At 67.7% G+C, this 26231-nt stretch carries 24 protein-coding genes and 1 tRNA gene; 10 read left to right on the top strand and 15 right to left on the bottom strand.

Annotation, left to right across the window (positions count from 1 at the left end; genetic code table 11):
• Positions 1-58 precede the first annotated feature (58 nt).
• Complete coding sequence (gndA, locus tag RQG82_RS14560) at positions 59-1507, top strand: NADP-dependent phosphogluconate dehydrogenase (RefSeq protein WP_311259764.1); 1449 nt, start codon at positions 59-61, stop codon at positions 1505-1507.
• Between the two features lie 58 nt (positions 1508-1565).
• Here gndA and RQG82_RS14555 read toward each other — a convergent pair whose 3' ends face one another.
• Both RQG82_RS14555 and RQG82_RS14550 read right to left on the bottom strand, forming a co-directional pair.
• Positions 1566-2291, bottom strand: a complete 726-nt coding sequence (locus RQG82_RS14555; RefSeq protein WP_311259763.1) for an ABC transporter ATP-binding protein — start codon at positions 2289-2291, stop codon at positions 1566-1568.
• Between the two features lie 35 nt (positions 2292-2326).
• Complete coding sequence (locus RQG82_RS14550) at positions 2327-3802, bottom strand: ABC transporter permease (protein WP_311259762.1); 1476 nt, start codon at positions 3800-3802, stop codon at positions 2327-2329.
• 164 nt (positions 3803-3966) lie between these two features.
• Here RQG82_RS14550 and RQG82_RS14545 point away from each other — a divergent pair, with 164 nt between their 5' ends.
• Positions 3967-4695, top strand: coding sequence for a response regulator transcription factor (locus RQG82_RS14545; RefSeq protein ID WP_042540306.1), 729 nt, complete (start codon positions 3967-3969; stop codon positions 4693-4695).
• A gap of 26 nt (positions 4696-4721) precedes the next feature.
• Positions 4722-6203 (top strand): ATP-binding protein, encoded by a 1482-nt coding sequence (locus tag RQG82_RS14540; RefSeq protein ID WP_311259761.1) that lies wholly within the window; start codon positions 4722-4724, stop codon positions 6201-6203.
• A 113-nt stretch (positions 6204-6316) separates the two neighbouring features.
• On the opposite strand, the gene RQG82_RS14535 is transcribed toward RQG82_RS14540, so the two are convergent.
• From RQG82_RS14535 to RQG82_RS14510, 6 genes are all read right to left on the bottom strand, one after another.
• The gene (locus tag RQG82_RS14535) at positions 6317-7891 is read right to left on the bottom strand and encodes a flavodoxin reductase (RefSeq protein ID WP_311259760.1); all 1575 of its coding nucleotides are present in this window, start codon (positions 7889-7891) and stop codon (positions 6317-6319) included.
• A gap of 27 nt (positions 7892-7918) precedes the next feature.
• Complete coding sequence (locus RQG82_RS14530) at positions 7919-8776, bottom strand: FAD:protein FMN transferase (protein ID WP_311259759.1); 858 nt, start codon at positions 8774-8776, stop codon at positions 7919-7921.
• Between the two features lie 16 nt (positions 8777-8792).
• The gene (locus RQG82_RS14525) at positions 8793-9263 is read right to left on the bottom strand and encodes a hypothetical protein (protein ID WP_311259758.1); all 471 of its coding nucleotides are present in this window, start codon (positions 9261-9263) and stop codon (positions 8793-8795) included.
• A gap of 85 nt (positions 9264-9348) precedes the next feature.
• Entirely contained in the window at positions 9349-10383 is a 1035-nt protein-coding gene (locus tag RQG82_RS14520) for a ribose-phosphate diphosphokinase (RefSeq protein WP_311259757.1), read from the bottom strand.
• 8 nt (positions 10384-10391) lie between these two features.
• Complete coding sequence (gene glmU / locus RQG82_RS14515) at positions 10392-11822, bottom strand: bifunctional UDP-N-acetylglucosamine diphosphorylase/glucosamine-1-phosphate N-acetyltransferase GlmU (RefSeq protein ID WP_311259756.1); 1431 nt, start codon at positions 11820-11822, stop codon at positions 10392-10394.
• 1 nt (position 11823) lies between these two features.
• Positions 11824-11895: transfer RNA gene (locus RQG82_RS14510), tRNA-Gln, on the bottom strand.
• Positions 11896-11976: 81 nt separating this feature from the next.
• Between RQG82_RS14510 and RQG82_RS14505 the strand changes: the two genes are divergently transcribed.
• Genes RQG82_RS14505 through RQG82_RS14495 form a run of 3 tightly spaced genes read left to right on the top strand, consistent with a single transcriptional unit; the run spans position 11977 to position 13921 of the window.
• Positions 11977-12477, top strand: coding sequence for a GNAT family N-acetyltransferase (locus RQG82_RS14505; protein ID WP_311259755.1), 501 nt, complete (start codon positions 11977-11979; stop codon positions 12475-12477).
• Positions 12478-12484: 7 nt separating this feature from the next.
• Positions 12485-12979 (top strand): MarR family transcriptional regulator, encoded by a 495-nt coding sequence (locus RQG82_RS14500; protein ID WP_311259754.1) that lies wholly within the window; start codon positions 12485-12487, stop codon positions 12977-12979.
• Between the two features lie 18 nt (positions 12980-12997).
• Positions 12998-13921: a pseudouridine synthase gene (locus tag RQG82_RS14495; protein ID WP_311259792.1), complete on the top strand. Its 924-nt coding sequence runs from the start codon at positions 12998-13000 to the stop codon at positions 13919-13921.
• Here the strand turns inward: RQG82_RS14495 and RQG82_RS14490 are convergent.
• The 7 genes from RQG82_RS14490 to RQG82_RS14460 all read right to left on the bottom strand — a co-directional run bounded on the left by RQG82_RS14490 (position 13908) and on the right by RQG82_RS14460 (position 22038).
• Positions 13908-14567: a methionine ABC transporter permease gene (locus RQG82_RS14490; RefSeq protein WP_311259753.1), complete on the bottom strand. Its 660-nt coding sequence runs from the start codon at positions 14565-14567 to the stop codon at positions 13908-13910. The two genes, RQG82_RS14495 and RQG82_RS14490, sit on opposite strands and share 14 nt — an antisense overlap.
• On the bottom strand, positions 14567-15610 hold the full coding sequence (locus tag RQG82_RS14485) for a methionine ABC transporter ATP-binding protein (protein ID WP_311259752.1): 1044 nt from the start codon (positions 15608-15610) through the stop codon (positions 14567-14569). Before RQG82_RS14485 ends, RQG82_RS14490 begins: the two co-directional genes overlap by 1 nt.
• 100 nt (positions 15611-15710) lie before the next feature.
• On the bottom strand, positions 15711-16625 hold the full coding sequence (locus RQG82_RS14480) for a MetQ/NlpA family ABC transporter substrate-binding protein (RefSeq protein ID WP_311259751.1): 915 nt from the start codon (positions 16623-16625) through the stop codon (positions 15711-15713).
• Between the two features lie 91 nt (positions 16626-16716).
• Entirely contained in the window at positions 16717-18519 is a 1803-nt protein-coding gene (locus RQG82_RS14475; protein ID WP_311259750.1) for a Na+/H+ antiporter, read from the bottom strand.
• Positions 18520-18642: 123 nt separating this feature from the next.
• Positions 18643-20454, bottom strand: a complete 1812-nt coding sequence (locus RQG82_RS14470) for an ABC-F family ATP-binding cassette domain-containing protein (RefSeq protein WP_311259749.1) — start codon at positions 20452-20454, stop codon at positions 18643-18645.
• Positions 20455-20493: 39 nt separating this feature from the next.
• On the bottom strand, positions 20494-21291 hold the full coding sequence (locus tag RQG82_RS14465) for a hypothetical protein (protein ID WP_311259748.1): 798 nt from the start codon (positions 21289-21291) through the stop codon (positions 20494-20496).
• 9 nt (positions 21292-21300) lie between these two features.
• Positions 21301-22038, bottom strand: coding sequence for an alpha/beta fold hydrolase (locus RQG82_RS14460; protein ID WP_311259747.1), 738 nt, complete (start codon positions 22036-22038; stop codon positions 21301-21303).
• A gap of 103 nt (positions 22039-22141) precedes the next feature.
• On the opposite strand from RQG82_RS14460, the gene RQG82_RS14455 reads away from it, so the two are divergent.
• The 4 genes from RQG82_RS14455 to RQG82_RS14440 all read left to right on the top strand — a co-directional run bounded on the left by RQG82_RS14455 (position 22142) and on the right by RQG82_RS14440 (position 26171).
• Positions 22142-23479, top strand: a complete 1338-nt coding sequence (locus RQG82_RS14455; RefSeq protein ID WP_311259746.1) for a DUF222 domain-containing protein — start codon at positions 22142-22144, stop codon at positions 23477-23479.
• Positions 23480-23622: 143 nt separating this feature from the next.
• Complete coding sequence (locus RQG82_RS14450; RefSeq protein WP_311259745.1) at positions 23623-24150, top strand: hypothetical protein; 528 nt, start codon at positions 23623-23625, stop codon at positions 24148-24150.
• Positions 24151-24212: 62 nt separating this feature from the next.
• The gene (locus RQG82_RS14445) at positions 24213-24989 is read left to right on the top strand and encodes a hypothetical protein (RefSeq protein WP_311259744.1); all 777 of its coding nucleotides are present in this window, start codon (positions 24213-24215) and stop codon (positions 24987-24989) included.
• Positions 24990-25244: 255 nt separating this feature from the next.
• Positions 25245-26171: a hypothetical protein gene (locus tag RQG82_RS14440; protein ID WP_311259743.1), complete on the top strand. Its 927-nt coding sequence runs from the start codon at positions 25245-25247 to the stop codon at positions 26169-26171.
• Positions 26172-26231 lie beyond the last annotated feature (60 nt).

Genomic DNA, 26231 nt, shown 5'->3' with positions numbered 1-26231 from the left:
ACCCCGGACGCCGCGATAATCTGGGAGCATCCCCTTCTTCTCGATCTAGGAGCCATCTGTGCCCGAAGCATCAGCGAACATCGGAGTCGTCGGACTCGCCGTCATGGGTTCGAACCTCGCCCGCAACCTCGCCAGCCGCGAGGGCAACACGGTGGCGATCTTCAACCGCAGCTACGAGAAGACCGAGACGCTCGTCTCCGAGCACCCTGAGGCAGGCTTCATCCCGGCCAAGACTTACCAGGAGTTCGCCGACTCGCTGCAGAAGCCACGCACCGCGATCATCATGGTCAAGGCCGGCGGCCCGACCGACGCCGTGATCGACTCGCTCGTCGAGGTCTTCGAGCCGGGCGACATCATCGTCGACGGCGGCAACGCGTACTTCCCCGACACGATCCGCCGCGAGAAGGCCGTCCGCGAAACGGGCATCAACTTCGTCGGCGCCGGCATCTCGGGCGGCGAAGAGGGCGCGCTCACGGGCCCGTCGATCATGCCCGGCGGCTCGGACGAGTCCTGGATCACCCTCGGCCCGATCCTCAAGTCCATCGCCGCGATCGCCGAGGGCGAGGCATGCGTGACGCACGTCGGCCACGACGGCGCAGGACACTTCGTCAAGATGGTGCACAACGGCATCGAGTACGCCGACATGCAGCTGATCGCCGAGGCCTACGACCTCATCCGTCGCGGCACGGGCAAGTCCCCCGCCGAGATCGCCGAGATCTTCTCCGAGTGGAACAAGGGCGAGCTCGAGTCGTACCTGATCGAGATCACCGCAGAGGTGCTGCGCCAGGTGGATGCCGAGACCGGCAAGCCGCTCGTCGACGTCATCCTCGACCAGGCCGGCGCCAAGGGCACCGGCGCCTGGACCGTGCAGACCGCCCTCTCGCTCGGCGTTCCGGTGTCGGGCATCGCCGAGGCCACCTTCGCCCGGTCGCTGTCGTCGCACCCCGAGCAGCGCGAGGTCGCCGGCGCTCTCCCCGGCCCCGATGACGAGTTCGTCGTCACCGACGAGGCCGCGTTCATCGAGGACGTCCGTCTCGCGCTCTACGCGTCGAAGATCGTCGCGTACTCGCAGGGCTTCGACGAGATCCGTGCCGGCGCAGCCGAATACGGCTGGAACATCGACCTCGGTGCGATCAGCAAGATCTGGCGCGGCGGCTGCATCATCCGTGCGCAGTTCCTCAACCGCATCGCCGACGCCTACTCCGAGACCCCCGACCTTCCCGTGCTGATGACGGCCCCGTACTTCGCCGAGGCGCTGACCCGTGGCCAGGCCTCGTGGCGCCGCGTCGTCGTGACGGCCGCGCAGGCCGGCATCCCCGCTCCGGCGTTCTCGTCGTCGCTGTCGTACTACGACGGCATCCGCGCCGATCGCCTCCCGGCCGCACTCGTGCAGGGACAGCGCGACTTCTTCGGTGCGCACACCTACAAGCGCATCGACAAGCCGGGCACGTTCCACACGCAGTGGTCGGGCGACCGCACCGAGATCGAAGCCGAAGACACGCACTGAGCGCTGTCTGAGACATGACGAAGGCCCCGGCGAGTGTCGCCGGGGCCTTCGTCATGTCTCACCTGGTGATGTCCTGCACCGTCCCCTTCGCGAGCCGTAGCCGCCTGGTCGCGCGGCGAGCGACCGCGGAGTCGTGGGTGACGACGACCATGGTGAGCCCCTCGGCGCACAGCCCCTCGAGCAGCGTGAGGATCTCGTCTCGCATGCTCTCGTCGAGGTTGCCTGTCGGCTCGTCGGCCAGCAGCACCCGAGGTCTCTTCACGATCGCCCTGGCGATCGCCACGCGCTGCTGCTGACCGCCCGAGAGCTCGGTCGGCAGATGATCACCGCGGTCGTCGAGGCCGACGTGAGCGAGTGCCTGAGCCACGCGGGTCGCCCGCTCGGCTCGACTGAGCGTGGTCGACTCGAGCGCCATGTTCACATTCTCTGCGGCCGTGAGGGTCGGGATGAGATTGAACCCCTGGAAGACGAAGCCGATCTCCTCGGCCCGGATGCGGGTGAGTTCACGAGCGGATGCCGAGGCGAGCTCGATGTCGCCGAGCTTCAGGGATCCCGACGACGGCTTGTCGAGCGCTCCCAGCAGCTGCAGCAGTGTCGACTTGCCTCCGCCGGTCGGGCCCTGGATCGTGACGAACTCGCCGGGGTCGATGGTGAGATCGACGCCGGCCAGCGCCTTCACCGTTCGCCCCTTCTGCTGATAGATGCGAGTGACGTTCTGTGCGCGGTAGATCGGTGCCGTGGCATCCGTCCCGTTCGCCGTGGGGGCGATGTCTGCGATGGTCATGATGGTCTCTCCCTGTCTGTGATGTCTGGTGAAGGTCAGGCGACGGAGCGCAGTGCCTCGGCGGGGCTGAGTCGCGCGGCTCGCCAGCCGCCGAACGCTCCGGCCACGAGCCCGCCGAGCACGGCCAGGCCGACCGCGGCGACGAGCACCCACGGCGTGAACGGCGCCTGCAGCACGATGTCGGCCGCCTGCTGGGTCTGGAACATGTCGCCGCCGCCGGCCGGACCTCCTGTCATGCCACCGGGGCCCGCTTCGGTTCCGCCCGCGGCCGCCGCGGCGACCGTCGGCTTCACGAGGTTGATGACGACGATGCCTGCGATGCCGAGCACGAGCCCGACTGCGCCGCCGATGAGTCCCTGCACCATCGACTCGCCGGCGACCTGACGAACGACGCGGCCGTTCGACCAGCCGATCGCCTTGAGGGTGCCGAACTCGCGGGTGCGTCGAGAGACGCCAGACAGCGTCAGCAGCACCGAGAGCAGCACGGCGACCGCGAGCACGATGATCGACAGCCAGGTGCCGAGGTTGGTGATCAGCGAGGTCGCGCTCGACAGAGACCCTGAGACGGTCGATGCGAGTTCGGACTGCGACGTGATCGTGGCGTCAGGAAGCTCGTCGGCGAGTACCGTCTGCACGGCGTCGATGGACGCTGCCGACTCGGCCTGCACGTAGACCGTGGAGATGACGTCGCCGGCGCCGGAGAGCTCCTGGGCTGTGTCGAGCGGCAGGTAGACGTTGGCCGCGGTGTCTGCGGAATCGGAGGTGGATGCGACGATGCCGACGACCTCGACGTCGGAGCCTGCGACGTCGATCGTGGCGCCGACGGCGATCTCGTTCGTCGTGGCGTAGGTCGCGTCGACGAGGGCGACGAGCGCGCCGGCGTCATCGCTGTCGAGGGCACGGCCGTCGCTGACCTCGACCGAGGCGAGCGGACCCACCGACGTGACGGCTGGATCGATGCCGAGCACCGTGAACGACTCGACTCCGAACGAGCCGCCGCCGGCACCGTCTGCTCCGCCCTGCGGCGGCGCCTGGCCCTCGGCGGGCGCGGTGCCTTCGGTCGTGGTTCCATCCTGCTCGCCGAAGCCGCCGCTGGGCAGTTCGCCCGAGAAGGTCGAGTTGGTGAGACTGAGCGCTGCGGCTGCTGCGGTCACGCCCTCGGTCGAGGTGACGGTGTCGAGCACCGAGGCCTCGAGTGTTCCGCGCATGAAGTCCGTCATCAGGGTCGACTGGCTCAGCGTGGTCGTGTCGCCTTCGGTGGCACCGTCCTCCGATCCGAAGTCGAAGCGCTGACCACCGCCCTCCCCCGGCTCAGCCGCGGCACCGGTGACCGTGAGATCGGTGCCGACGCCGTAGACCGACTCCAGAGCCTGGGCCTGCGCATCGCGCACTCCTGCGGTGAGGGCGTTGACGATGATGACCAGGGCGATCGCGATGGCGAGCCCGATCGCGACGATCATCGTCTGTTTCTTGCGGCCAGCCAACTCGCGCCGCAGATATGTCCCGTACATGTGTCTCCTTCCGCCGCGCCGTTCGCGGGCCGATGATGACGCTAGGGAGCGGAGTTTTGCGAGATCGAGGGAAGAGTGATGAGGAGGCTATGGGTGGCAGTTCTCACAGCACACGCATAGCGCGCTCCATAGAAACCCCATAGGTTCTTCCGCAGAATGTACTCATGAGCTCCGATCTCCCCGAACTGCGCCGCCCCGACGGCTCCCCCCTGCGCATCCTCGCCGTCGACGACGAGCAGATGCTCACCGATCTGCTCGCGATGGCTCTGCGGATGGAGGGCTGGGAGGTGCGCACCGCGTCGTCCGGCCTCGAGGCGCTGCAGGTCGCTCGCGAGTTCGAACCCGACGCCCTCGTGCTCGACATCATGATGCCCGACCTCGACGGCATGGCCGTGTTGCGGCGCCTTCGCGAGTCCGGCAGCCTCGTGCCCGTGCTCTTCCTCACCGCGAAGGATGCCGTGGGCGACCGGGTCGCCGGCCTCACCGCAGGCGGCGACGACTACGTCACGAAGCCGTTCAGCCTTGAAGAGGTCATCGCGCGACTGCGAGCGATCATCCGTCGCACCGGGCACGCGACCGCCGACGACGGCCAGTCGATCCTCCGCGTCGCCGACCTCACCCTCAACGAGGACAGCCACGAGGTCGTCCGTGACGGCACCGAGATCGAGCTGACCGCGACCGAGTTCGAGCTGCTCCGCTACCTGATGCGCAACGAGCGGCGAGTGCTGTCGAAGGCCCAGATCCTCGACCGGGTGTGGAGCTACGACTTCGGCGGCAAGTCGTCGGTCGTCGAGCTGTACATCTCGTACCTGCGCAAGAAGATCGACGCAGGGCGCACCCCGCTGCTGCACACGGTGCGAGGTGTCGGCTACATGATCAAGGCGCCCCAGTGAGCAGCACGAGGATGGCAAGACGGCCGATGAGCCTGCAGACGCGGCTGATGACAGCCGTGATCGGGTTCGTCTCGCTCATCCTCGTGATCGTCGCGGTGATCACCAGCGCTCTGCTCGGTGGGACGCTCGAGAAGCAACTCTCCGATCGCCTGCACAGCTATTCGATCCAGGTGACCCGGTGGGTCGGCCAGGTGCCGGCCCAGTACGCGAACATGGACAAGATCCTCGAAGTCAACAACGCCCGCGTGCCCGGACTCCTGCTTGCGGCGTCCAGCACGGAGGGTGGCACCAGCGGCGTCCTATTTCCCGACACCAAGGATGAGTGGGGCGGCGTTCCCCAGTCGCTGACCGAGGGCGATCTCGAACGGATCGATGCCGCACTCGGCGGGCAGCCCAGCGCCACTGTCACCCTGGAGGACTTCGGCTCGTACATGGTGGTCGCTCAGAAGGCGGCCAACGGTGTGAACGTCGTGACCGGACTCCCCCGCACCGAGATCCAGAATCAGCTGACGACGCTGCTCACCGTGATCGCCCTCGCGACGATCGGTGGCTTGATCCTGCTCGCGCTGACCACGGCCATCACCATCAGGGTCGGTCTACGGCCACTGCGTGCAGTCGCAGCGACCGCGACGCGGGTCGCGAACCAGCCGCTCGACCGCGGCGAGGTGCAGATCACCGAGCGCGTTCCTGCGTCTGAGGCCGATCCGCGAACCGAAACCGGCCTGGTCGGCTCGTCTCTGAACAAACTTCTCGACCACGTGAACGCCTCTCTCGCGTCGAGACAGAAGAATGAAGAGCGGATGCGACGGTTCGTCGCCGACGCGAGCCATGAGCTGCGCACTCCGCTGTCGTCGATCCGCGGCTACTCCGAGCTCTCGCTGCGCGCGCTGAAGCAGCAGGGCGGAGAGGCGGCCGTCGAGAGCACCACGACGTCGCTCGAGCGGATCCAGGCCCAGTCGCTGCGCATGACGCGCCTCGTCGAGGATCTGCTGCTGCTCGCCCGTCTCGACGAGGGACGAGAGCTGGTCTACGGCACCGTCGACCTCACGCAGCTCGCGCTGGAGGGACTCTCCGATGCGCGCCCGACCGCAGCCGACCACCACTGGAACATCGAGGCGCCGGACGAGCCGATCGTCATCGTCGGCGACGCAGGGCGGATGCATCAGGTCGTCGCGAACCTCCTCGCCAATGCCCGGACGCACACGCCCGCGGGCACCTCGATCACTCTGCGCGTGAGTCGCGAGGGCGATGAGGCCGTGCTGCGGGTGCACGACGACGGCCCTGGCATCGACCCCGGCGTGCGCGATGAGCTCTTCGCCCGGTTCGCGCGTGGCGACAGCTCACGCGCTCGCCAGACCGGCGGCACCGGCCTCGGATTGGCGATCGCGAAGGCGATCGTCGAGGGCCACGGCGGCCACCTGACCGTCGCCAGCCAACCCGGTGACACGACGTTCACGGTGCGACTCCCGCTGAGCCCTGCCACCGCATCCGCCGCATCCGCCGACTGACGTCCCGCCCGAAGGCTGCGGGGTCAAAAGAACACCGGGAACGGGCAATTCGGGTGCGTTCTTGGCCCCGCAGGACATGCCTCGGGGTAGACGCACGCCGAGCGGAGGCCGGCTCAGTACCCGGCGAAGGCGTCTGTCGTGAGAGAGCGGGCCTTCTGCAGCGCGGGTGCGAGGTCGGCGATGAGCCGCGGAGGACCGGAGATGTACGAGTGCCGCTCACCGATGTCGGGAACGTAACGCTCGAGGCCCGCCGCGTCGAGGCGCGCGCCCTGCGCCCAGGTCCAGTGCGCAGGAAGGTAGGCAGGCTCGTCACGCGTGAAGACGATGACGCGCGCGCCGGTCGCGGCCAGCTCGTCGCGGAATGCCAGCTCCGAGCTGTCGGATGCCACGTAGACGAGCACGACGTCACGCTGCTGCTCCGTCAGCTGGAGCTGCCGCAGCTGCGACACGAACGGTGTGACGCCGATCCCGGCGGCCACCATCAGGACAGGGCTCTCCGAACGCGGGAGGAGGAAGTCACCCCACGTTCCGGTCACGGCGAGCGCTGACCCCGGCTCGGCCACGGCGAGTGCGCGCTTGTAGCTCGACGGATGCTTCTGATCGCCGTCCTTGTAGGCGATGCGGAGTGTCGGAAGATCTGCCGGTGCCGAGACGATGCTGAACTCGCGGCGGGTTCCGCGGGCATCCGGGCGGGCGTGCGGCACGTCCAGCTCGAGGTACTGCCCCGGCAGGAACTTCAGCTTTCCCTTCGCACGGAACGTCAGCTCCTGAGCCGTCGGGGTGATGAACTCCCGCTTCTCGAGCACCAGGCGCACCGACCCTCGCAAGGCGAAGGCGAACGCGAGCAGGTTGCCGATGAGCAGCGCCCGCTCCTGTCCGAGGGTGAAGAGGCCACCGATGGCGATCGGCCAACCGGCGAGCGCTCCGACGAGGACGGCCACCGAGAACTGCTGCCACCGGCGCGGCGGCAGAGTCAGAGGCTCGGAGAGCATGAACGCTCCGAGGAACAGGAATGGGGACTGCAGGACAGCGAACGAGAGGGCTGCGCCGGGATCGAAGGCCATGTCGAACTCCTGCGCCTGCACGGCCTGTCGCAGCATCGAGACCGCGAACGCCACGATGAGGAAGACGACGACGATGCGCACCTTCTCGGTGCGCCAGAGGACGGCGAGTCCGAGGATCAGAACGGGCACGAAGAGCGACGGGGTGCCGACCCACCACGACGACGAGGTTCCGAGCCATTCGAAGGCCCCGAAAGATCCGAGGATCGACACGACGGCCGCGCCGAAGGCCGCAGGGTTGAGGATGTGCCGCCCCCGCCACGCGATCAGGTACTTCGACAGGCTCGCAACGGCTCCGGCGATGGCGAGCCCGAGCAGGGCGGTCGGCTCGATGCCGGGGCGGAGAACGAAGAGCAGGATCAGGGCGGTCACCAGCGACGACTCGATGCGCCAGGGCAGACGCAGGATGCGCTGGGCCGCGGCATCCACCAGTGAGATGACCACCGCCAGCACGACGAAGGACGCGAGGATCTCGAGCGGCGTCGGCGAGACGATCACGCCGAGAGCCGACAGCACCACGGCGATGAGCGCCAGCGTCAGCAGCGCGAACAGCACCAGGCGGTACATGGAGATGCCGCCGAGCAACGCGAGGACCCGCTGCCGCAGCGCGGTGATGGAGGTGATCACAGGTCTACTCTTCCCTACTTCGATGCCTCATCGGCGCGTGGTGAACAGCTGGGCGGGGCAGCCGGGCGAACGCTCCGCGCGTCCGTCGGTCGTCATGCGCACCCACTCGACGCCCCACGATGCGGCGAGCTCGGGGCCGCCGTCGAAGAACAGGGCGGTCGCGACGGCATCCGCTCGCATCGCGTCAGGGGCGATCGCCCACGTGGCGGCCCAGGTGCGGACCGGCACCCCGGTGCGGGCGTCGAGCACGTGGTGCAGCCCGTCACCCCACGCCCGGCGATTGACCGCCGACGCGCACAGCGCGGCATCCTGCAATTCGATCACGCCGATCGCCTTCGTCGGATCGTAGGGATGCTCGAGGCCGACCCGCACCACCTCTCCGCGGACCCTCATGTCGCCCCCGGCATCGACCACGAGGTCGCCGGGCACATCGGCCAGCACCCCGGCCACGAGGTCGACCAGACGCCCTTTGCCGAGAGCCCCGACGTCGAGCAGAGCGGGAGCGGATGCCGTGGCCTCCCCTGCTGTCCAGCGCACCCGATCGGTCCAGTCACCCGGGGCGGCGACCGGGGTGCTCGCGACGAGCGAGTACGACGCGTCGTAGCCGAGGGCATCCAGGCTCTCGGCGACGAGCGGGTTCACTGCACCCGACGTCGCCCTCGCCAGGTCGCGGTAGGCATCGAGCATCGCTCCCGCATCGGGAGACGAGATCGAGCCGCCGTCTCGGCCGACACGGATGACCGATGAGTCCTCACGGAACCGCGACCACTCCCGGTCGAAGCGCTCGATCTCGGCGCCGACGCGTTCGCGGTCGTCCGCGCCGAGCTCGTGCGACGTCTCGATCTCCCACCGTGTGCCGATCGCGTCGAAACGCCAGATCGTCATGCCGTGATCAGGCGCCTCAGGCGGCGGCCTGCTCCTTGATCGACTCGACGGCCTCGTTGAATCCGCCGCTGGTGAGCGACGAGCCCGCCACGCGACTGACCTCGATCTCGTCGAGCGACTTGCCCACGACCTCATCCGCGATGCCGCCGATGAACTCGCCCTGATACTGCTCGCTCTCGCGAGCCTGCGGGTCGCCGGTCACCTCGACATCCGTGACCAGGCCGTCGGCGACGGTGAGGGTCACACTGATCGTCTCGACCGTCTCGGGGGTCTGGTACGAACCGTCGGCAGTGTAGGTGCCGTCGGTGTAGTCACCGCTGGTGGCCGCGCCCGAATCGGTCGATTCGGTGCTCGTGTCGGTCCCGGTGTCGGTGGACTGGTCTTCGGCGTCAGCCGTGCCGGAGCATCCCGCGAGGACGAGGAGTCCTGCGACCCCGGCCAGGGCTGCGCCCTTGCGAACAGAAGTCGGTACAGTCGTGCGGATCATGATGGTCCTCCCGGCCTTGATCGGTGTGTTGATTCGACCGTAGGGACAGCATCTATGCGCGGGCTGTGTCCGATATTCGGGTCGCCTAAGCGTCGCCGCCGAACATGCTCGTGACCGAGCCGTCTTCGAAGACCTCGTGGATCGCACGTGCGAGCAGCGGAGCGATCGGGAGGATCGTGAGCTTGTCCCACTGGCGCGACTCGGTGAGCGGGATGGTGTCGGTGATGACGACCTCATCGATCGACTCGTCCTGCAGACGCTCGGATGCCGGGTCGCTGAAGATCGCGTGTGTCGCGGCGACGATCACGCGGTGCGCGCCGCTCGCCTTCAGCGCCTGCGCCGCCTTCACGATCGTGCCGCCGGTGTCGATCATGTCGTCGACGAGGAGGCAGGTGCGCCCCTCGACGGCGCCGACGATCTCGTGCACGGAGACCTGGTTGGCGACCTTCGGGTCGCGACGCTTGTGGATGATGGCGAGAGGCGCCCCGAGGCTGTCCGACCAGGTGTCTGCGACGCGGACGCGTCCCATGTCGGGCGAGACGACGGTGAGGATCTTGCGATCCTCGGCGCTCAACGTGCTCTTGAAGTAGTCCATCAGCACGGGCTTGGCGAAGAGGTGGTCGACGGGACCGTCGAAGAACCCCTGGATCTGGGCGGCGTGCAGGTCGACGCTCATGACGCGGTCGGCACCGGCCGTCTTCAGCAGGTCTGCGACGAGGCGGGCGCTGATCGGCTCGCGGCCGCGGCCCTTCTTGTCCTGACGCGAGTACGGATAGTACGGGGCGACGACGGTGATGCGCTTGGCCGAGGCGCGCTTCGCGGCATCGATCATGATGAGCGTCTCCATGAGCCACTCGTTGACCGGCTCGCCGAAGGTCTGGATCAGGAACAGGTCGCAGCCTCGGATCGACACCTCGAACCGGGCGTAGATCTCGCCCGATGCGAAGGTGCGGTGCTCGGTGGGCACGACCTCTGTGCCGAGGGATTCGGCCACCGCTGCGGTCAGCGCGGGGTGCGATCGACCACCGGCGACCACGAGTCGCTTCTTGGTCTTGGCTACGAGACCCGGAGCGATGCCGTTGTCCCTGTCCAGATCGACCGTCTTCTTCTTGCGCGCCATCGTTCTGCCTACTCCGCCACTCGGGTTCGGGCTGCGGCGTCTGCCGCGCCCGTGCCTGCCCTGTTCTTCTCGACCCAACCCTCGATGTTGCGCTGAGGGGCGACGCTCATGGCAAGGGAGCCGGCGGGCACATCCTTGCGGACGACAGCGCCAGCACCTGTCTTGGCGCCGGCTCCCAGCCTAACGGGCGCGACGAGAGTCGTGTGCGAGCCGGTGTGCACCTCGTCCTCGACGATCGTCCGATGCTTGTTCACGTCGTCGTAGTTCGCCGTGATCGTGCTGGCGCCGAGGTTGACGCCTCGACCGATGGTCGCGTCTCCGACGTACGACAGGTGCGGAACCTTGCTGCCTTCGCCGATCTCGGCGTTCTTCGTCTCGACGTAGGCGCCGATCTTGCCCCGGGCTCCGAGGACGGTGCCGGGGCGCAGGAACGAGAAGGGGCCGACCGTCGCCTCGGCACCGATCACCGCGAGAGTCGCGTCGGTTCGGCGGACGATCGCATCCTCACCCACCTCGCAGTCGACGAGCGTCGTGTCGGGTCCGATGATCGCCCCTTCGGCGATCGACGTGGCCCGCAGGATGTGCGTGTTCGGGAGGATCGTCACGTCGGGTGCCAGCGTGGCATCGTCGTCGATCCAGGTCGTCGCCGGGTCGATCACGGTGACGCCCTCGAGCTGCCAACGCCGCACGATCCGGCGGTTGAGCAGACGACCGACTTCGGCGAGCTGCGCGCGGTCGTTGACGCCGTAGGTGACGGTGACGTCGGAGACGACGGATGCCGCCACACGGCTGCCGTCGCGGCGGAGGAGCCCAGGGACGTCAGTCAGGTACATCTCGCCCTGTGCGTTGTCGACGCCGACGGACGGCAGGTACTTGCGCAGAGTGCCGACGCGGAAGACGTACATGCCCGCGTTGATCTCGCTGACGGAGGCTTCGTCTGCCGTGGCGTCCTTCTGCTCGACCACGCGGTCGACACCGCCGTCTGCATCGCGGATGACGCGGCCGTAGCCGGTCGGATCCTCGACCACGGCGGTCATCAGGGTCGCCTCCGCCTCGGCGGCGCGGTGCGCGTCGAGGAACGAGCGCAGCGTGTCTGCGTCCGCGAGCGGGCAGTCGCCAGAGAGCACGAGCACGTCTCCGTCGAAGTCCGCGGGCAGCGCGTCGACCGCGACCTGCACCGCGCGACCGGTGCCGGGAACCTCGTCCTGGTCGATGAACACGGCATCCGGGTAGTCCTCGGCGAGGGCCGCGACCACCTGTTCGCGCTCGTGCCGCACGACGACCTCGACGTGGTCGGCCTCGAGGCGGCCGGCCGTCGTCAGGACGTGCCCGACCAACGGGCGCCCGCCGATCGCATGCAGCACCTTCGGCAGGCGCGAGCGCATGCGGGTTCCTTGACCTGCGGCGAGGATGATGATCGCGAGATTGTTCCCAGTCATGCTCCGCCGCCAGGACTCGAACCTAGACCTAACAGCTCCAAAGGCTGTCGTGCTGCCATTACACCACGGCGGACCGCGGGCTCCGTGAGGAAGCCGCCCGCTCATTCTGCCACGCCGACATCGGCGCGAAACACGACTCTGGGATCCTGCGGTGATGAGCATCATGATCGACAGGGTGATGGCGGCCACACCCGACCTCGCCGAGTTCCTCCTGGCCCACCACGCCGATATGGCGGGCACCGCGCCGGTCGAGAGCCAGCACGCTCTGCCCCTCACCGGGCTCCTCGTTCCCGGAGTGCGCCTGTTCGCTGCGCGCGACGGCGACGTCCTCGTGGCCACCGGGGCGCTGGCCGCGATGACGGACGACGATGACCATGAGGAGCTGAAATCGATGCGCACCGACCCCACGCGCCGTGGCCGGGGGCTGGGATCGCTCATGGTGGAGGCCCTGCTGGCCGATGCGCGTGATCGCGGGGTGCGCCGGGTGTCGCTCGAGACCGGGAGTGCCGCCTTCTTCCGACCGGCGCACGCACTCTATGCTCGCGCGGGATTCCGGGAGTGCGCGCCGTTCGGCGCCTATACGGCCGACCCGCACAGCACGTTCATGACGATCGAGCTCGAGGAGGTCGGGCCTCCGGCGCCTCGCACGCGATAATGGACGGATGACTGAGGCGGATGAAGTCGACCGGATCGTCGGCGCCTGGAACACCCAGCGGCCCGACCTCGACTTCTCACCCCTCGAGGTGCTGTCGCGGATGGACCGCTTGACGCGGCTGCTCGACCGAGCCCGCAAAGATGTGTTCCGCCGGAGCGATCTGGAGGCCTGGGAGTGGGACGTGCTGTCGGCGCTGCGCCGCGCCGGGGCGCCCTTCCAGCTCTCCCCCAAGCAGCTGCTGCAGCAGACCCTGGTCTCGAGCGGCACCATGACCAATCGCATCGATCGCCTCGTCGGGCGCCGCTTCGTCCGGCGCGAGGACGACCCGGCCGACGGCCGCAGCGTGCTCGTGACGCTGACCGACGACGGCCGCATCAGGGTGGATGCCGCGATCACACGTCTGGTCGACGTCGAGGACGACCTGCTCCGGGCGTTGTCGCGTGGCGACCGCGATCGCCTGGCTGCGCTGCTGCGCAAACTGAGCCTCAGCTTCGACGCGTGAGGATCTGACTCGATGGCCATGCTCTCCCCTCTTCCGGTGCGCGACGGCGTGGGCGCGACGCGACTGCATGTGCCGCTGCGCGGCGAATGGCCGACCGTCGGCGCCTACATGATCGAGCGCTTCTTCCACCTCGACCCCGAGGGGCTGCTCTCGCGCTTCGACCGGGGCGAGATCGTCGCCCATGACGGAAGCCCGCTGGGCCGCGACACTCCCCTGGGCGCCCACGAGTTCATCTGGTACTACCGCGATCCTCCCGTCGAGACGCGCCTGCCCGTCGAGATCGAGATCCTGCATCAGGACGACGACCTGGTGGTCATCGACAAGCCGCACTTCCTGCCGACCATCCCCGGCGGCAAGTTCCTGCAGAACTCCGCCCTGATCCGGCTGCGCAATCTGCTCGGCAACGACGAGCTCGCGCCGATTCACCGCCTCGACAGGGCGACAGCCGGGGTGCTGATGTTCTCGGCGCGACCGGGCACCAGAGGGCCGTATCAGCTGCTCTTCGAGAACCGCGAGGTGCAGAAGGTCTACGAGGCGGTGTCGGCGCGACCGGCCGACTGGGATGCGTCGCGATTCCCTCTCGTATACCGCAACCACATCGTGAAGCTCCGCAACGAGCTGAAGGTCCAGGTCGACGACGAGCGGGAGCCGAACGCCGAGACGCAGATCGAGATGATCGACTCCGACGAGCGCGTCGTGCACACGCTGCTGCGCCCGCACAGCGGCAAGATGCATCAGCTGCGCGTGCACCTCGCGGCGCTGGGGCTCGGCATCCTGAACGACCCGTTCTACCCCGAGCTCCGCGGCGAGAGGCCCGACGACTTCGACCGGCCGATGCAGCTGCTCGCCCGCGAGCTGCACTTCGTGGATCCGCTGAGCGGCGCGCCGCGGGTCTTCACCACGACGCGCACACTGCAGGAGGCTCCGGTCAGCGGCGCATGATCTTGCGCGCGAGCCGCGTGCCGAGCATCTGCACGAGGTGCACGAACACCACGATCAGCACGATCGCCGCCCACATGACGAGCGGTTCGAACTGGCGGAAACCGTAGATCTGCGCGAAAGCGCCGAGGCCGCCGCCGCCGATGAGTCCGGCCATCGCCGTCATGTCGATGAGGGCCACGACGATGAACGTGTAGCCGAGGATGAGCGGGCCGAGAGACTCGGGGATCGCCACCGTGAAGAGGATGCGCCATGGTCCGGCGCCCATCGCGCGCGCCGCCTCGATCACGCCGGGCGAGACCGACACCAGGTGCTGCTCGACGATGCGGCCGATCGCGAAGGCCGCGGCCAGACCGATGATGAACGCGCCCGCAGTGGTTCCGATTCCGGTGCCGACGACTGCGCGTGCGAACGGCTGGGCGACGGCCATGAAGATCACGAACGGGATCGGCCGGAAGAAGTTCACCGCGAGGTTGGCGACGACAGCCACCGCGCGGTTCTGAGCGAGCCCGCCGGGGCGGGTGACATAAAGGATGACGCCGATCGCGAGACCGAGGATGCCACCGAGCACGAGTGCGAACGACGTCATGTACAGGGTCTCGAGCGCGGCCTCCCAGAATTCGGGCCACAGTTCGTTCAGACGATCCATCAGCGTGCCTCCTGTCCGGCGATCTCGGTCACTTCGACGCGTTGTGCGATGTCGGCGAGCGTGCGGTCGATCACCGCGTCGTCACCGCGGATCGCGAGCGTCAGATGGCCGAAGGCGCGCCCGCGGATGGCGTTGATGCCGCCGTACACGAGCTCGAAGTCGAGTCCGGCTCCGGCGAGGTCGAGAAACACCTGCGCCTGCGACGAGTCGCCGTCGCGGAACGAGAACGTGACGAGGCGCCCCTGGTGCCGGTCGCGCAGCACGGCGCGCTCCGACGGAGAGGGCACGCCCTTCACGACCGTGCCGACGAATCGCTGCGATGCCGGGTTCTGCGGAGCGGAGAAGACGTCGAACACGTCGCCCTGCTCGATGACGCGCCCCTTCTCCATGACCGCGACCTTGGTCGCGATGGTCTGGATGACGTCCATCTCGTGCGTGATCACGACGATCGTGACGCCCTGCTCCTGGTTGACCCGCTTGAGCAGATCGAGCACCTCGTGCGTGGTCTGCGGGTCGAGGGCGCTGGTCGCCTCGTCGGCGAGGAGGATCGCGGGGCCGGTGGCGAGAGCACGGGCGATGCCGACGCGCTGCTTCTGACCCCCGGAGAGCTGCTCGGGATACGCCTTCGCCTTGTCTGCGAGGCCGACGAAGCTCAGCAGCTCGGTGACCCGCTTCTCGATGTCGGGCTTCGACCAGCCCGCGAGCTTGAGGGGGTAGGCGATGTTCGCCTTGACACTGCGCGAGGCGAACAGGTTGAACTGCTGGAAGATCATGCCGATGCCGCCGCGAACCTTGCGCAGCTCGCTCTCCTTGAGCGCCGTGATGTCGACGTCGTCGACCGTGATGGTGCCGCTCGTCGCAGGCTCGAGAGCGTTGATCAATCGCACGAGCGTCGACTTGCCGGCGCCGGAGTATCCGATGATGCCGAAGACATCGCCCTTCTCGATCGAGAGGGTCACGTCGTCGACGGCCACGACCTCGGACTCGTCACGGGCGCGGGATGGATAGGTCTTCGAGACATTCGTCAGGGTGACGATCGGCATGTGGTGCTCCGGTCTGCTTCGGGAACGAAGAATCGGGTGACGCACGAAGCGCCACCCGATTCTCCCTCATCGGACGGGGGTGTCGTTCACCCCGGTCGTCTTACTTGTTGGCCTCGGTGTCTTCCTGGACCTTCTCGAGCGAGGCGACCAGGTCTTCGACCGGGGTCTGGAGCGGCACGGCGGTGTCACCCGACGACTCGAGCAGACCCGCCTGCACGTCCTCGTTCGTCTGGAAGATCTCGACGAGCTTGAGGTACGTCTCGTTGTCGGCATCCTCGGCGCGAGCCGCGAAGATGTTCACGTACGGCAGCGCGTTCGGGTCCTCGGGGTCGTCCTGCGCGATGGCGTCGTCGAAGGTGAGTCCGGCGTCTTCCACGAAGTCGTTGTTGATGATCGCCGCGGCCACGTCGGGCAGCGAGGTGGGGATCAGCGCGGCCTCGAGCGCGGTGACCTCGACCTTGGACTTCTCGGTGTCGACGTCGGCGAGATCCGAGAAGATCGTGCCGCCGCTCTTGAGCTCGATGAGTCCGGCCGACTGCAGCACGAGCAGCGCACGAGCCTGGTTCGACGCGTCATCCGGAACGGCGACGGTCTCACCCTTGGGGATGTCGTCGACATCGTCGTACTTCTGCGAGTACAGGCCCAGCGGGTAGATCGCGGTCGAGCCGACCGGGGTCAGGTCTGAGCCCGAGGCGCTGTTGTACTCGGCGAGGTACACGATGTGCTGGAACTGGTTGAGGTCGATCTCACCCTCGGTGAGTGCGGGGTTCGGCTGCTCGTACGAGCCGAAGTCGACGAGCTCGACCGTGATGCCCTCTTCAGCGGCTGCCTCGACGAAAGGAGCCCACTGGGCGTCTCCCTTGCCGACGACGCCGACCTTGACGGTCTCGTTCCCGCCGTCGCCGGAGCCGGCGTCGGAAGATGCCGTCGCGCAGCCTGCGAGCGCGACGAAGAGCGGGACCGCGGCGAGCGCGGCGATGACGGATGTGGTCCGACGGGATGCTGTGATGGACATGAGTGTTCGGGTTCCTCTCTTGGGGGACTCGAATACGTTAGGCAGGGCGACGCGGTGCGCGACAATCGAGCGTCACAGAGCGTCACAGCTGTCAGTCGTAGTCCTCGATGCCCTGCAGCCGCACCTGTTCGAGGTCGAGTCGTGCCGAGATGCGACGCACGACGAGGTCGTCGACCGTGCCGTCTCTGCGCAGCCCGAGCAGCACCTCGCGCTTGCGGTCGAGGAGGGCGAGCTTGAGACGCGTGTGCTCCTCGTGGCGCAGCAGCGGCGAGCGCTGCATGACGTCGACGTCGACCGACGTCGCGAGCATCTGCAGGGTCCTGACCTCGCCGTCTGAGCCGTCTTCGTCATCGACGATGCGCGACGCATCCGGCATCCGCACCGCCGTCTGTGCAGCATCCGCTCCGTCGCCTTCCGCTTCCTCGGACATCGAGCCGCCGCCGAGCGGATCGGGCTCACCGAGCATCACGTCGAGCGCCTGCGCCTCGGCGTCGACGATGGCCTGCTCTCGGGCCAGGGCGCGCGCGTTCGAGAACTCGAGCATCTGATAGCCCTCGGCACGCACCTTGTCGCGGATCTCCTGCCCGACGCCGTGCTCGAGCGCCAGGTCGTCGAGGGCGGCGAGTGCCGCACCCGAGATCGTGCGCTCGGCGAGCTCGTACTCCTCGTCTTCCGCATGGTCGACGGGGAAGCGGGCCCAGCGGACGATCGCCGGCAGGAGCGGCCCCTGCACGAGCAGGCTCAGCAGGATCACCCCGGCTGTGACGAAGACGATCTCGTCACGCCCCGCGATCTCGCCTTCGGTCGCACTGGCGGCCGGCACCGACAGCGCGATCGCGAGCGAGACCGCACCTCGCATGCCTGCGACGGTCGACACCGCCATCGAACGCGCCCGCGCACCGCGCGACGGGCGCGCGGGGTTGCGTCGCTGGAACAGGGCGTTCATCACCTGGAAGAGATAGCGCACGATCAGCAGCGTCATCCACACGGCCAGCGTGATCAGCACCAGGCGGCCGATCGCCGCCGCCGAGATCTCGTGCGCGACGAACTGCACCTCGAGACCGATGAGGACGAAGAGCGCACCGTTGAGCAGGAAGGCCCCAAAGGGCCAGGCCGCCGCGACCTGACGTCGCGACGAGGCGGTCGTCACCCGAGGCGACACGTAGGCGACGATCAGACCGGCGACCACGACGGCGAGGACGCCCGAGGCGTGCACGATCTCGGCCAGCAGGAACGCCGAGAACGGGATCAGCAGAAGCGTGACGTTGATGACGATCGTCGACGAGGTGCGGCGCAGCAGCAGGTACGCGAGCGCTGCGACCACGACACCGGCGGCGATGCCTCCGACATACGAGGTGAGCACCGACATGGTCACCGACAGCGGCGTCACGTTGCCGCCGAGAGCCAGCGAGATGGCGATCGCGTAGAGCACCAGGGCGGTGCCGTCGTTGGTCAGGCTCTCCGCCTTGAGCTTCATGAACATGCGCGTCGGCAGCAGGCGTCCGAGGGCGGCGACCGCTGTGGCGTCCGGTGGGGCGACGGCCGCGCCGAGGATGAGGGCGGTCTCCCACGGCATCCCGAACAGCAGTCCGATGCCGGCGACGGCGAAGGCGGATGCCACGACGAGCAGCGTGCTCATCGGCAGGATGTAGCGGAAGTCGCGGCGGATCGACCGCAGCGAGGTGGTCAGGCTCTCCCAGAACAGCATCACCGGGAGGAACAGCAGCAGCACGGTCTCGGGCGGCAGCTGGATCTCGCGCAGCTGCGGCACGAAGCCGAGCAGCAGACCCAGGATGACGAGCACGAGCGGCAGCGCGAGCCGCACACGCGGCGCCAGCAACGTGCCCACGAGGATCGTGAGTCCGATCAGGACGGTGACCTCGAGTCCTTCCATCTGAACCTCCCGGGTACCGCAGGATCAAGCTGTGCGATCCCGGATGGCATCGAACCCCGCCCAGAGCACAGCGCATCGCACTGCCACCGTATTCCCGCTAGGGCCGAATGGCGAGACCCCGAGTCAGTCGAGCTCTTCCGTCAGCTCGAACCACCGGAGTTCGAGCTGCTCGATCTCGGCCTGCTGATCGCTGATCGCCTTCATCTTGTCGCCGAGGCCCGCGAAGTCCGCCTGGTCGTGCTCGGCCAGAGCGGTCTTCGCCTTGTCGACCTGCTGGGTGAGCTTCTGGATGCGGCGCTCGAGCGACGAGACCTCCTTCTGCGCCGAGCGCAAGGCGGCGCCGTCGAGACTGGAGGCCTTCTTCTCGGTGTTGACGGCCGTCTGCGACTTGCCCGGCGCCGAGGTCTGCAGCTGGCGCAGCCGCAGGTATTCGTCGACGCCTCCGGGCAGGTGTCGCAGGTGGCCGTCGAGGATCGCGAACTGCTGGTCTGTCACGCGCTCGAGGAAGTACCGGTCGTGGCTGACCACGAGCAGGGTTCCCGACCACGAGTCGAGGAGGTCCTCGATGGCCGCGAGCATATCGGTGTCGAGATCGTTCGTCGGCTCGTCGAGGATCAGCACGTTGGGCTGGTCGAGGAGCACGAGCAGAAGCTGCAGCCGGCGCTGCTGGCCGCCAGACAGATCCTTCACGGGGGTGGAGAGCTGGGCGGAGTCGAAGCCGAGCCGTTCGAGCAGCTGCCCAGGCGTGAGCTCCTGGGCCTTCGAGCCTGAGCCCATCGTGTACGAGGTGCGCAGCCGCGAGATCACGACACGCACCGGCTCGCGCCGTACATCCTCGAGTTCGTCGAGGCGCTGGGTGAGCGTCTTGACCTTCACGGTCGAGCCGCGCTTCACGCGGCCCACCGTCGGCTCGACGGTGCCGGCGATGAGACCGAGCAGCGTCGATTTGCCGGCGCCGTTGACGCCGAGGATGCCGGTGCGCTCCCCCGGTGCGATGCGCCATTCGACGTCACGCAGCACCTCTCGTGTGCCGCCGTCGGCGGTCGGATAGGTGACGCCCACATCGAGGAGGTCGACGACGTCCTTGCCCAGGCGCGATACGGCGAGCGACTGCAGCGAGATCTTGTCGCGGATCTCCGGCACGTCGGCGATGAGCTCGTTGGCCGCGTCGATGCGGAACTTCGGCTTCGCCGTGCGAGCAGGAGCGCCTCGGCGAAGCCAGGCGAGCTCCTTCTTGGCGAGGTTCTGGCGCTTGGCCTCGGTGGCGGCCGACATCCGGTCGCGTTCGACGCGCTGCAGGATGTAGGCCGCATAGCCGCCCTCGAAGGGCTCGACGATGCGGTCGTGCACCTCCCAGGTCTCGGTGCAGACCTCGTCGAGGAACCATCGGTCGTGGGTCACGACCATGAGCGCTCCGGAGTTCGGGCTCCACCGCTTCTTGAGATGCCCAGCCAGCCAGGTGATGGCTTCGACGTCGAGATGGTTGGTGGGCTCATCGAGCGCGATGACATCCCAGTCGCCCGTGAGCAGCTTGGCGAGCGAGACGCGACGGCGCTGACCACCGCTGAGAGAGCCGATCTCGGCATCCCACGGCAGATCCTTCAGCAGTCCCTCGATCACGTCGCGGATGCGAGAGTCGCCGGCCCACTCGTACTCGGGGGTGTCGCCGACGACCGCGGCGCTGATGGTCAGGTCATCGCTGAGGGTGTCGGCCTGATCGAGAACGCCGATCGTCGTGCCGCCACGCACTGTCACGCGACCAGAGCTCGGCTCCTTGAGGCCGGCCAGCATGCCCAGAAGACTGGACTTGCCGTCGCCGTTGCGGCCGACGATGCCGATGCGGTCACCTTCTTCGATGCCGAGGGTCACGGAGTCGAAGACGACCCTCGTCGGATATTCGAGATGAAGGGCTTCTGCCCCGAGAAGATGTGCCATATCACTCCCCAGGGTAGTCGGGCACGCTGGGTGGCTCGGTCAGCTGAGCGCCGCGGCGACAGCGGCAGCGTGGCGCGACTCCATCTCGGCATCCCACACACCCAAGAGCTCGAAGGTCGCGATGCGGAACACGAGGGCGCGGATGATGTGCTGGCGGCCGTCTGCTCTCTCACCTGCGAGCCTCAGCATCTCCGCCGGTGCGAGGCCATGCCAGCACGCGGCGTCGGCCAGCACGATGGCGTCCGCGAACCCGACCGGACGCCAGTACGGCGCCCAGTCGATGATCGCCGGCGGCTGACACGGTTCGAACATCACGTTGCCGAGAAGATCGCCGTGGATGACCTGAGCCGGAGCGGTGACGGGGCGGAAAGCACCCGCGAGGCGCTGAAGCGTGGTGCCCGGCAGGAGTTCCTCTTCTTCCCAGGCGATCCTGTCCGACCGCGCCCAGGGGTCGTGTGCGAGGTCGAGGAAGTCCGGACGGTCGAGGTCGGCGACAGCTCGATGGAATGCGGCGCCGGCGGTGAGCACATCAGTCACGCGGGTCTCATCCGCGTGACCGGGCAGCCATTGCCAGGCCTCCCACCCGTCGATCGTCCACGCTCCGGATGCCGACGGGATCGGGCGCGGCGTGCGGAATGCCCAGGTGTGCGGCAGATGCGCGAGGACGTCCGCCTTCCACAGCGTCTCGCCGTCTCCGGCCGAGGGGCGCAGGACTGTATCGGCCGCACGCCAGGTCAGACCGCGTCCACCGGGGAGGGTGTGGAGCTGCTCGTGGTGCTCGGCGGAGACTCCGAACTCCACGAGGACCGCGCTCGAGGGTGGGGTCGCGGTCGTCATGGTCCGAGGCTACGACAGCGTGCGCGGCGCCGGTGGACCGAAGAGTTCGGGGAGGGATGCGGTGAACTCGTCGAAATGGCTGAACCAGACGGTGTGCGCGGCCCCGGGGATGCTGCGGACATCGGCGCCGTTCGCCGCGAATCTGCGGGCGTCGTCGTCGCTGACCCACGCGCTCGGGTCTGCACGCACGACGATCGAATCGGCTCCGGGGAGCCAGGAGTGATCCGTATCGCACGAGATGGATGCGGTCGTCGCCGGATCGAAGAGCGCGGCGGCACGAGCCTCCACCTCGGCATCCTGCGCGGAGTAGAAGGGGCGGGATGCGAGTAGATCTTGCGGAGACAAGCGCGCTCCGCGGTCGCGCTCGTACTGCGCCCTGAGTGCCGCGCGGTCGTGACCCCCGGTCAGAGAGAGCGTCGCATCGACATAGACAGCCAGGTCGGGCTGCAGCATCTCGGCGGCCGCGGCGAGGACCGTCGCGCCGTAGGAATGGCCGATGGCTGCGAGCGGGCGCCCCGCGTCGAGATGCTGGACCGTCTCGACCACTGAGCCCGCCGCCTGCTCGATCGTCAGGTGCGGGTCACGTTGCGACAGGCCGTGACCGGGCAGATCGAGAGCGATCACGCGGTGGCCATTGGCTGCGAGCGGTGGTATCACGCGCCACCAGCTGTCGGATGACCCCATCATCCCGTGGAGCAGAAGCACAGTGCCGGGGCCTGTTCCGGTGTCGATCGCGTGGAGGAGCATCCCGCCAGTGTGGCACCGTTCGTTATCTTTTCGTAATCATGTCCCAGACGGAATGTCTCGTATTTATCTTCGAATGTCGGTGGCTCCTGATCTACTTGAGGACATGACAGCACTGCTCGACGCGACGGATGCGCAGATGGCGACACTCGCCGATCTCGTCGACGCGCTGCAGGTCGCGGAGGCGACGCTGAGCAGCATGAGCGCCGCGCGCGACGGGTTGCTGGCCATCGCCGGACGGCTGGCGGTCGACATCGCCAAGCAGGGCGATCACCCTGATCGAGGTGACCACTCTCTTCGCACCGTGGCTGCCGAAATCGGTGCCGTGCAGCGCGTCAGCGATCGCACGATCGAGCGGCGGATGGCGGCCGCAGAGCTGCTGGTCGACCAGTTTCCGGCCGTGTGGGCGGCGCAGGGGGCTGGGCGGATCAGCCCGGCTCATTCTCGGGTGATCGTCGACGCGGGGTCGGGTATCGAGTCGCCCAGCGATCGTGAGAAGTACTCCGCGGTCATCCTTCCGATCGCCGAGGCGGAGTCGCCCAACCGTCTGCGCGCACTGGCGCGGCGCGTGGCCGAGCGATTCGCTCCGACGACCGTGTCGGAGAGGCACCGGCGAGCGAGGTCTCAGCGACGCGTATGGGTGACGGATGGCGAAGACGGGATGGCGGCGCTGCACACGCACGCGCCTGCCGCGCTCGTCCACGGCATGTTCGACCGTCTGTCGCAGATGGCGCATGCGCTCCGCAACGAGAACCTTCGCGCGAAGCGACAGGCGGCTCGCGATGGCAGCGAGTTCGAGCCGGATGATCGGACGGTCGATGAGATCCGTGCCGATCTGCTCGCCGATCTCGTGCTCAGCGGGCAGCCGACGGGTCACGACAGCGAAGACGGACTGCTCGGAGCCATCAGTGCCCGGATCGAGATCACCGTGCCGGTGACGACGCTGATGGATGCCGACGCTGGTGCGGCGCCTGATGCCGATTCGGCACCGTCCGCCGAGCTCGATGGTCGGACCCCGATCGATGTCAACACCGCACGCACCGTGGCGGGCCAGACGAAGGGGTGGGACAGGGTGCTGACGCATCCGATCAGCGGTCGAGTGCTCGCCGTCGATCGATATCGACCGAGCCGTCACCTGCGCCGGCACCTGCGGGCGCGCGATCAACGATGTCGCTTCCCCACCTGCGGGATCGTGGCGCGCAAATGCGATCTCGACCACAATCACGCGGCGTCGACAGGTGGCGCGACCTGCGACACGAACCTCGCGTCCTTCTGCCGCCGACATCACGTTCTGAAACACCACTCCCCCTGGCACGTCGAGCAGAAACCCGGCGGGGTCGTGGAGTGGACGAGTCCCACCGGCCGAACCTACGTCGACACTCCCCCTGCACCGAACACGGTGACCTTTACCGTGGCAGAGGATGCTGCACGCGCGCCGTTCTGACGAAGGCTCTGAGGGTGTGGATAACTCCCCCGCGACACCCGCTGGCTTCATTACGGTGGCGCGGTGACCCCTTCTCGCTCGCGACCCTCGTCAACGCTCCCGGCCCGACCGACATCGACAGCTGCTCCCGGGATGAGACAGTGATGACGGCGCGCAGAACTGGTGCGGCGGTCGTGATCGTCGCGATCACACTCGGCCAGCTGCTCGGGTGCGCACCGGAGCCCTCTCCGGTTCCCACGCCGACGCCTGCCTTTGCCAGCGAAGCGGAGGCCTTCGCCGCAGCGGAAGAGGTGTACCGGGCGTACAACGATGCGCTGAACGAAGAACGGATCGTCGGCGGCTCAGCAGATCCCGGGCAGTACCTCTCTGGCCTTGCACTCGAAAGCCATCTGGAGGCGGGCCGTTACTTCGAAGAGCAACAGTTGCGATTCAACGGCGAGGGAATCGTTGATAGCTTCAACGGCGACTCTGCAAACCTTGACGCTGCCGTAGCCACGGTCACCGCGTTCGTCTGCCTTGATGTGAGCCAGACGCGCGTGATCGATGGCGAAGGAGCCGACGTGACTCCTTCGGATCGCCCGACTCGGTTACCTCTTGAGGTTGTGTTCGTCGGCCCCCGCCGCGAGTTGTTGATTTCCAACTCGAATCTGGTCGACGGAGAAGAATGCTAGCTCGCAAGCTCGCGACGAGTCTTCTAGCTATCTCGATGCTCATCGTGCCTCACAACCTTCCGATGGCTACCTCCGATTGCAACGGGCAGTGGGCTGCGGGCGGGCTCTGCGGCTCAACAGACGGCTCGTCTCTTATGATCTCCGGCACGCAACAGCAGCCGAGCACCGACCCCGGCACCAGCTCGCGTCAGAGCAACGGAGGCCCTGGCGGCCCCTCCGGACCCAGCACGCCGTCGGGTCCGAGCGATGAGGCGATCGACCTCGCGGCATGCATGAACGACTCAGGCACCACACGGTGCGCGCGCCGCGCGAACCAGCCCGCATCCCCGGCGGCTGCTCCGTCGGCACCGGGCACTCCGACGATCACCATCTCCGACCTCGCGCGATTTGCCCCGGCATCCGTTCTCGCCGCCGCCGAACCCGGAAACGTAGGGATCGCCGGGATTCCGACCAACTTCACCGCTGCGGCGACACCGCAGATCGAAGACGGAGAGCTGTTCGGCGTGCCACTGCGCGTGCGGTTCGTCCCGGCCGGATACGACTACACCTACGGCGACGGCGACTCGGCGACGCTGACCGCACCAGGGCAGACGTGGGAGTCACTCGGCCAGGCGCAGTTCACCCCGACAGCCACCAGTCACGTGTACCGCAAGCCGGGCGTCTATCTGGCGGACCTCGACATCCGCTACACGGCCGAGATCGATCTGGGTGGCGGCTGGATTCCCGTGGCAGGGCAGATCACGACCGACGGCCCACCCGAGGATATCCGCATCCTCGAGGCGCACACCGCCCTTGTCGCACACACCTGTCTCGAAGAACCCACCGCCCCCGGCTGCTGAAGATCGCACCACAGCAGCACGCCGACAAGAAAGAGCTCCGGCCCCGAAGGAGCGAGCGGCCCTGATCTGTCAGATCGCTGGTCGCTCACTCGTACAACTGGACGATCTCGAGAAGGCTCGGCACATTGGCGAACGCCTCCCTGGGTAGTCGGGTGAAGCTAGGCGTTCCTCGCCGTTCGAGAGCGAATACGCCCATGGCGCTCTGCTCCTCGAGAGGCAGCCGCCGACCGATCCCCTCCGGCCTAAACTAGACAGGTGCCATGGAGTCGCCGGGTGTTCTCGCTCTCACTAGCCAACCGCAAGGCAAAGCTGGTGCAGTCGAGAAGGCGACCCGGTCGCTTCGAGCTCAGCGTGGATGGAATTGCGCAGTCCGTCGTCTCGATCACCGAACCCACCGCCCTCGAGTACAGCTACACCCAACACATCGCCCGCGCAATGGATGCCGCCGCCGAGCCGGATGCGCCGCTGTTCACCGTGCATCTGGGTGCCGGAGCACTCACGCTGGCACGCTACGTCCAGGCGACGCGCGCCGGATCACCTCAGCTGGTGGTGGAGTTCGAACCCGCGCTCTACGCCGCCGTCATCGACGCGCTGCCATTGCCCCCCGGGTCTGACATACGAGTCATCTTCGGTGACGCTCGGACGGTCGCGGACGCCGCTTTTCCGAATGAGAAGACGTCGCCGGTGCAGTCATCTCCGTCCCCCGGACTCGACGACGCAGCGAGTTATCGCACCGCAATCGACACCGATTGGGTCGAGGCGTGCTTCACCGTCGTCGATCTCTGGGATGCCGCCGTCATCCGGCATCGTGTGGCCAGCCAGGAGTTCTATCGCCGGGTCGCCGCGCGCTCCGCGGCAGCGGGCGTGGTCGCCGTGAACCTGCTCGACGGGCATCCGTTCGAATACTCACGACGACAGGCCGCGACCCTGAGCACCGTCTTCGATCACGTCGCTGTCGTGCTTGACGCAGAGCCGGAAGATGCGGAAGGGCCACTCGGCAACGTCGTCATTTTCGCGAGTGATGAACCGCTGGACAAGGTGACCGCCTCCGCTTCGCTCGACACACCGCGACCTCATCTCCTCCGCGATGGCCCCCTGACGTCGTGGATCGCTGAAGCGCGCATCATGACAGATGCCGACGGCACAGACTCTCCCGATCCCGACGACCCCCTCTGGGGCTAGCGCACCGTGTGCGGACGTCCTCCGACAGGACGTCCGCTTCCCGCCAGCGGCTCGTCCGCG

This window comes from Microbacterium sp. WCS2018Hpa-9, from assembly GCF_031843745.1.
Classification (GTDB): domain Bacteria; phylum Actinomycetota; class Actinomycetes; order Actinomycetales; family Microbacteriaceae; genus Microbacterium.
This window is presented reverse-complemented; position numbering and strand designations above follow the sequence as displayed.

What these genes read in the sequence shown, in the direction of transcription:
- RQG82_RS14545 (WP_042540306.1), top strand. Translation starts at nt 3,967, where the DNA reads ATGAGCTCCGATCTCCCCGAACTGCGCCGCCCCGACGGCTCCCCCCTG.
- RQG82_RS14500 (WP_311259754.1), top strand. Translation starts at nt 12,485, where the DNA reads ATGACTGAGGCGGATGAAGTCGACCGGATCGTCGGCGCCTGGAACACC.
- glmU (WP_311259756.1), bottom strand. Translation starts at nt 11,822, where the DNA reads ATGACTGGGAACAATCTCGCGATCATCATCCTCGCCGCAGGTCAAGGA.
- RQG82_RS14455 (WP_311259746.1), top strand. Translation starts at nt 22,142, where the DNA reads ATGACAGCACTGCTCGACGCGACGGATGCGCAGATGGCGACACTCGCC.
- RQG82_RS14490 (WP_311259753.1), bottom strand. Translation starts at nt 14,567, where the DNA reads ATGGATCGTCTGAACGAACTGTGGCCCGAATTCTGGGAGGCCGCGCTC.
- RQG82_RS14550 (WP_311259762.1), bottom strand. Translation starts at nt 3,802, where the DNA reads ATGTACGGGACATATCTGCGGCGCGAGTTGGCTGGCCGCAAGAAACAG.
- RQG82_RS14530 (WP_311259759.1), bottom strand. Translation starts at nt 8,776, where the DNA reads ATGACGATCTGGCGTTTCGACGCGATCGGCACACGGTGGGAGATCGAG.
- RQG82_RS14520 (WP_311259757.1), bottom strand. Translation starts at nt 10,383, where the DNA reads ATGGCGCGCAAGAAGAAGACGGTCGATCTGGACAGGGACAACGGCATC.
- RQG82_RS14555 (WP_311259763.1), bottom strand. Translation starts at nt 2,291, where the DNA reads ATGACCATCGCAGACATCGCCCCCACGGCGAACGGGACGGATGCCACG.
- RQG82_RS14460 (WP_311259747.1), bottom strand. Translation starts at nt 22,038, where the DNA reads ATGCTCCTCCACGCGATCGACACCGGAACAGGCCCCGGCACTGTGCTT.
- RQG82_RS14525 (WP_311259758.1), bottom strand. Translation starts at nt 9,263, where the DNA reads ATGATCCGCACGACTGTACCGACTTCTGTTCGCAAGGGCGCAGCCCTG.
- RQG82_RS14495 (WP_311259792.1), top strand. Translation starts at nt 12,998, where the DNA reads ATGCTCTCCCCTCTTCCGGTGCGCGACGGCGTGGGCGCGACGCGACTG.
- RQG82_RS14480 (WP_311259751.1), bottom strand. Translation starts at nt 16,625, where the DNA reads ATGTCCATCACAGCATCCCGTCGGACCACATCCGTCATCGCCGCGCTC.
- RQG82_RS14450 (WP_311259745.1), top strand. Translation starts at nt 23,623, where the DNA reads ATGACGGCGCGCAGAACTGGTGCGGCGGTCGTGATCGTCGCGATCACA.
- RQG82_RS14445 (WP_311259744.1), top strand. Translation starts at nt 24,213, where the DNA reads ATGGCTACCTCCGATTGCAACGGGCAGTGGGCTGCGGGCGGGCTCTGC.
- RQG82_RS14540 (WP_311259761.1), top strand. Translation starts at nt 4,722, where the DNA reads ATGAGCCTGCAGACGCGGCTGATGACAGCCGTGATCGGGTTCGTCTCG.
- RQG82_RS14465 (WP_311259748.1), bottom strand. Translation starts at nt 21,291, where the DNA reads ATGACGACCGCGACCCCACCCTCGAGCGCGGTCCTCGTGGAGTTCGGA.
- RQG82_RS14470 (WP_311259749.1), bottom strand. Translation starts at nt 20,454, where the DNA reads ATGGCACATCTTCTCGGGGCAGAAGCCCTTCATCTCGAATATCCGACG.
- RQG82_RS14475 (WP_311259750.1), bottom strand. Translation starts at nt 18,519, where the DNA reads ATGGAAGGACTCGAGGTCACCGTCCTGATCGGACTCACGATCCTCGTG.
- RQG82_RS14485 (WP_311259752.1), bottom strand. Translation starts at nt 15,610, where the DNA reads ATGCCGATCGTCACCCTGACGAATGTCTCGAAGACCTATCCATCCCGC.
- RQG82_RS14505 (WP_311259755.1), top strand. Translation starts at nt 11,977, where the DNA reads ATGAGCATCATGATCGACAGGGTGATGGCGGCCACACCCGACCTCGCC.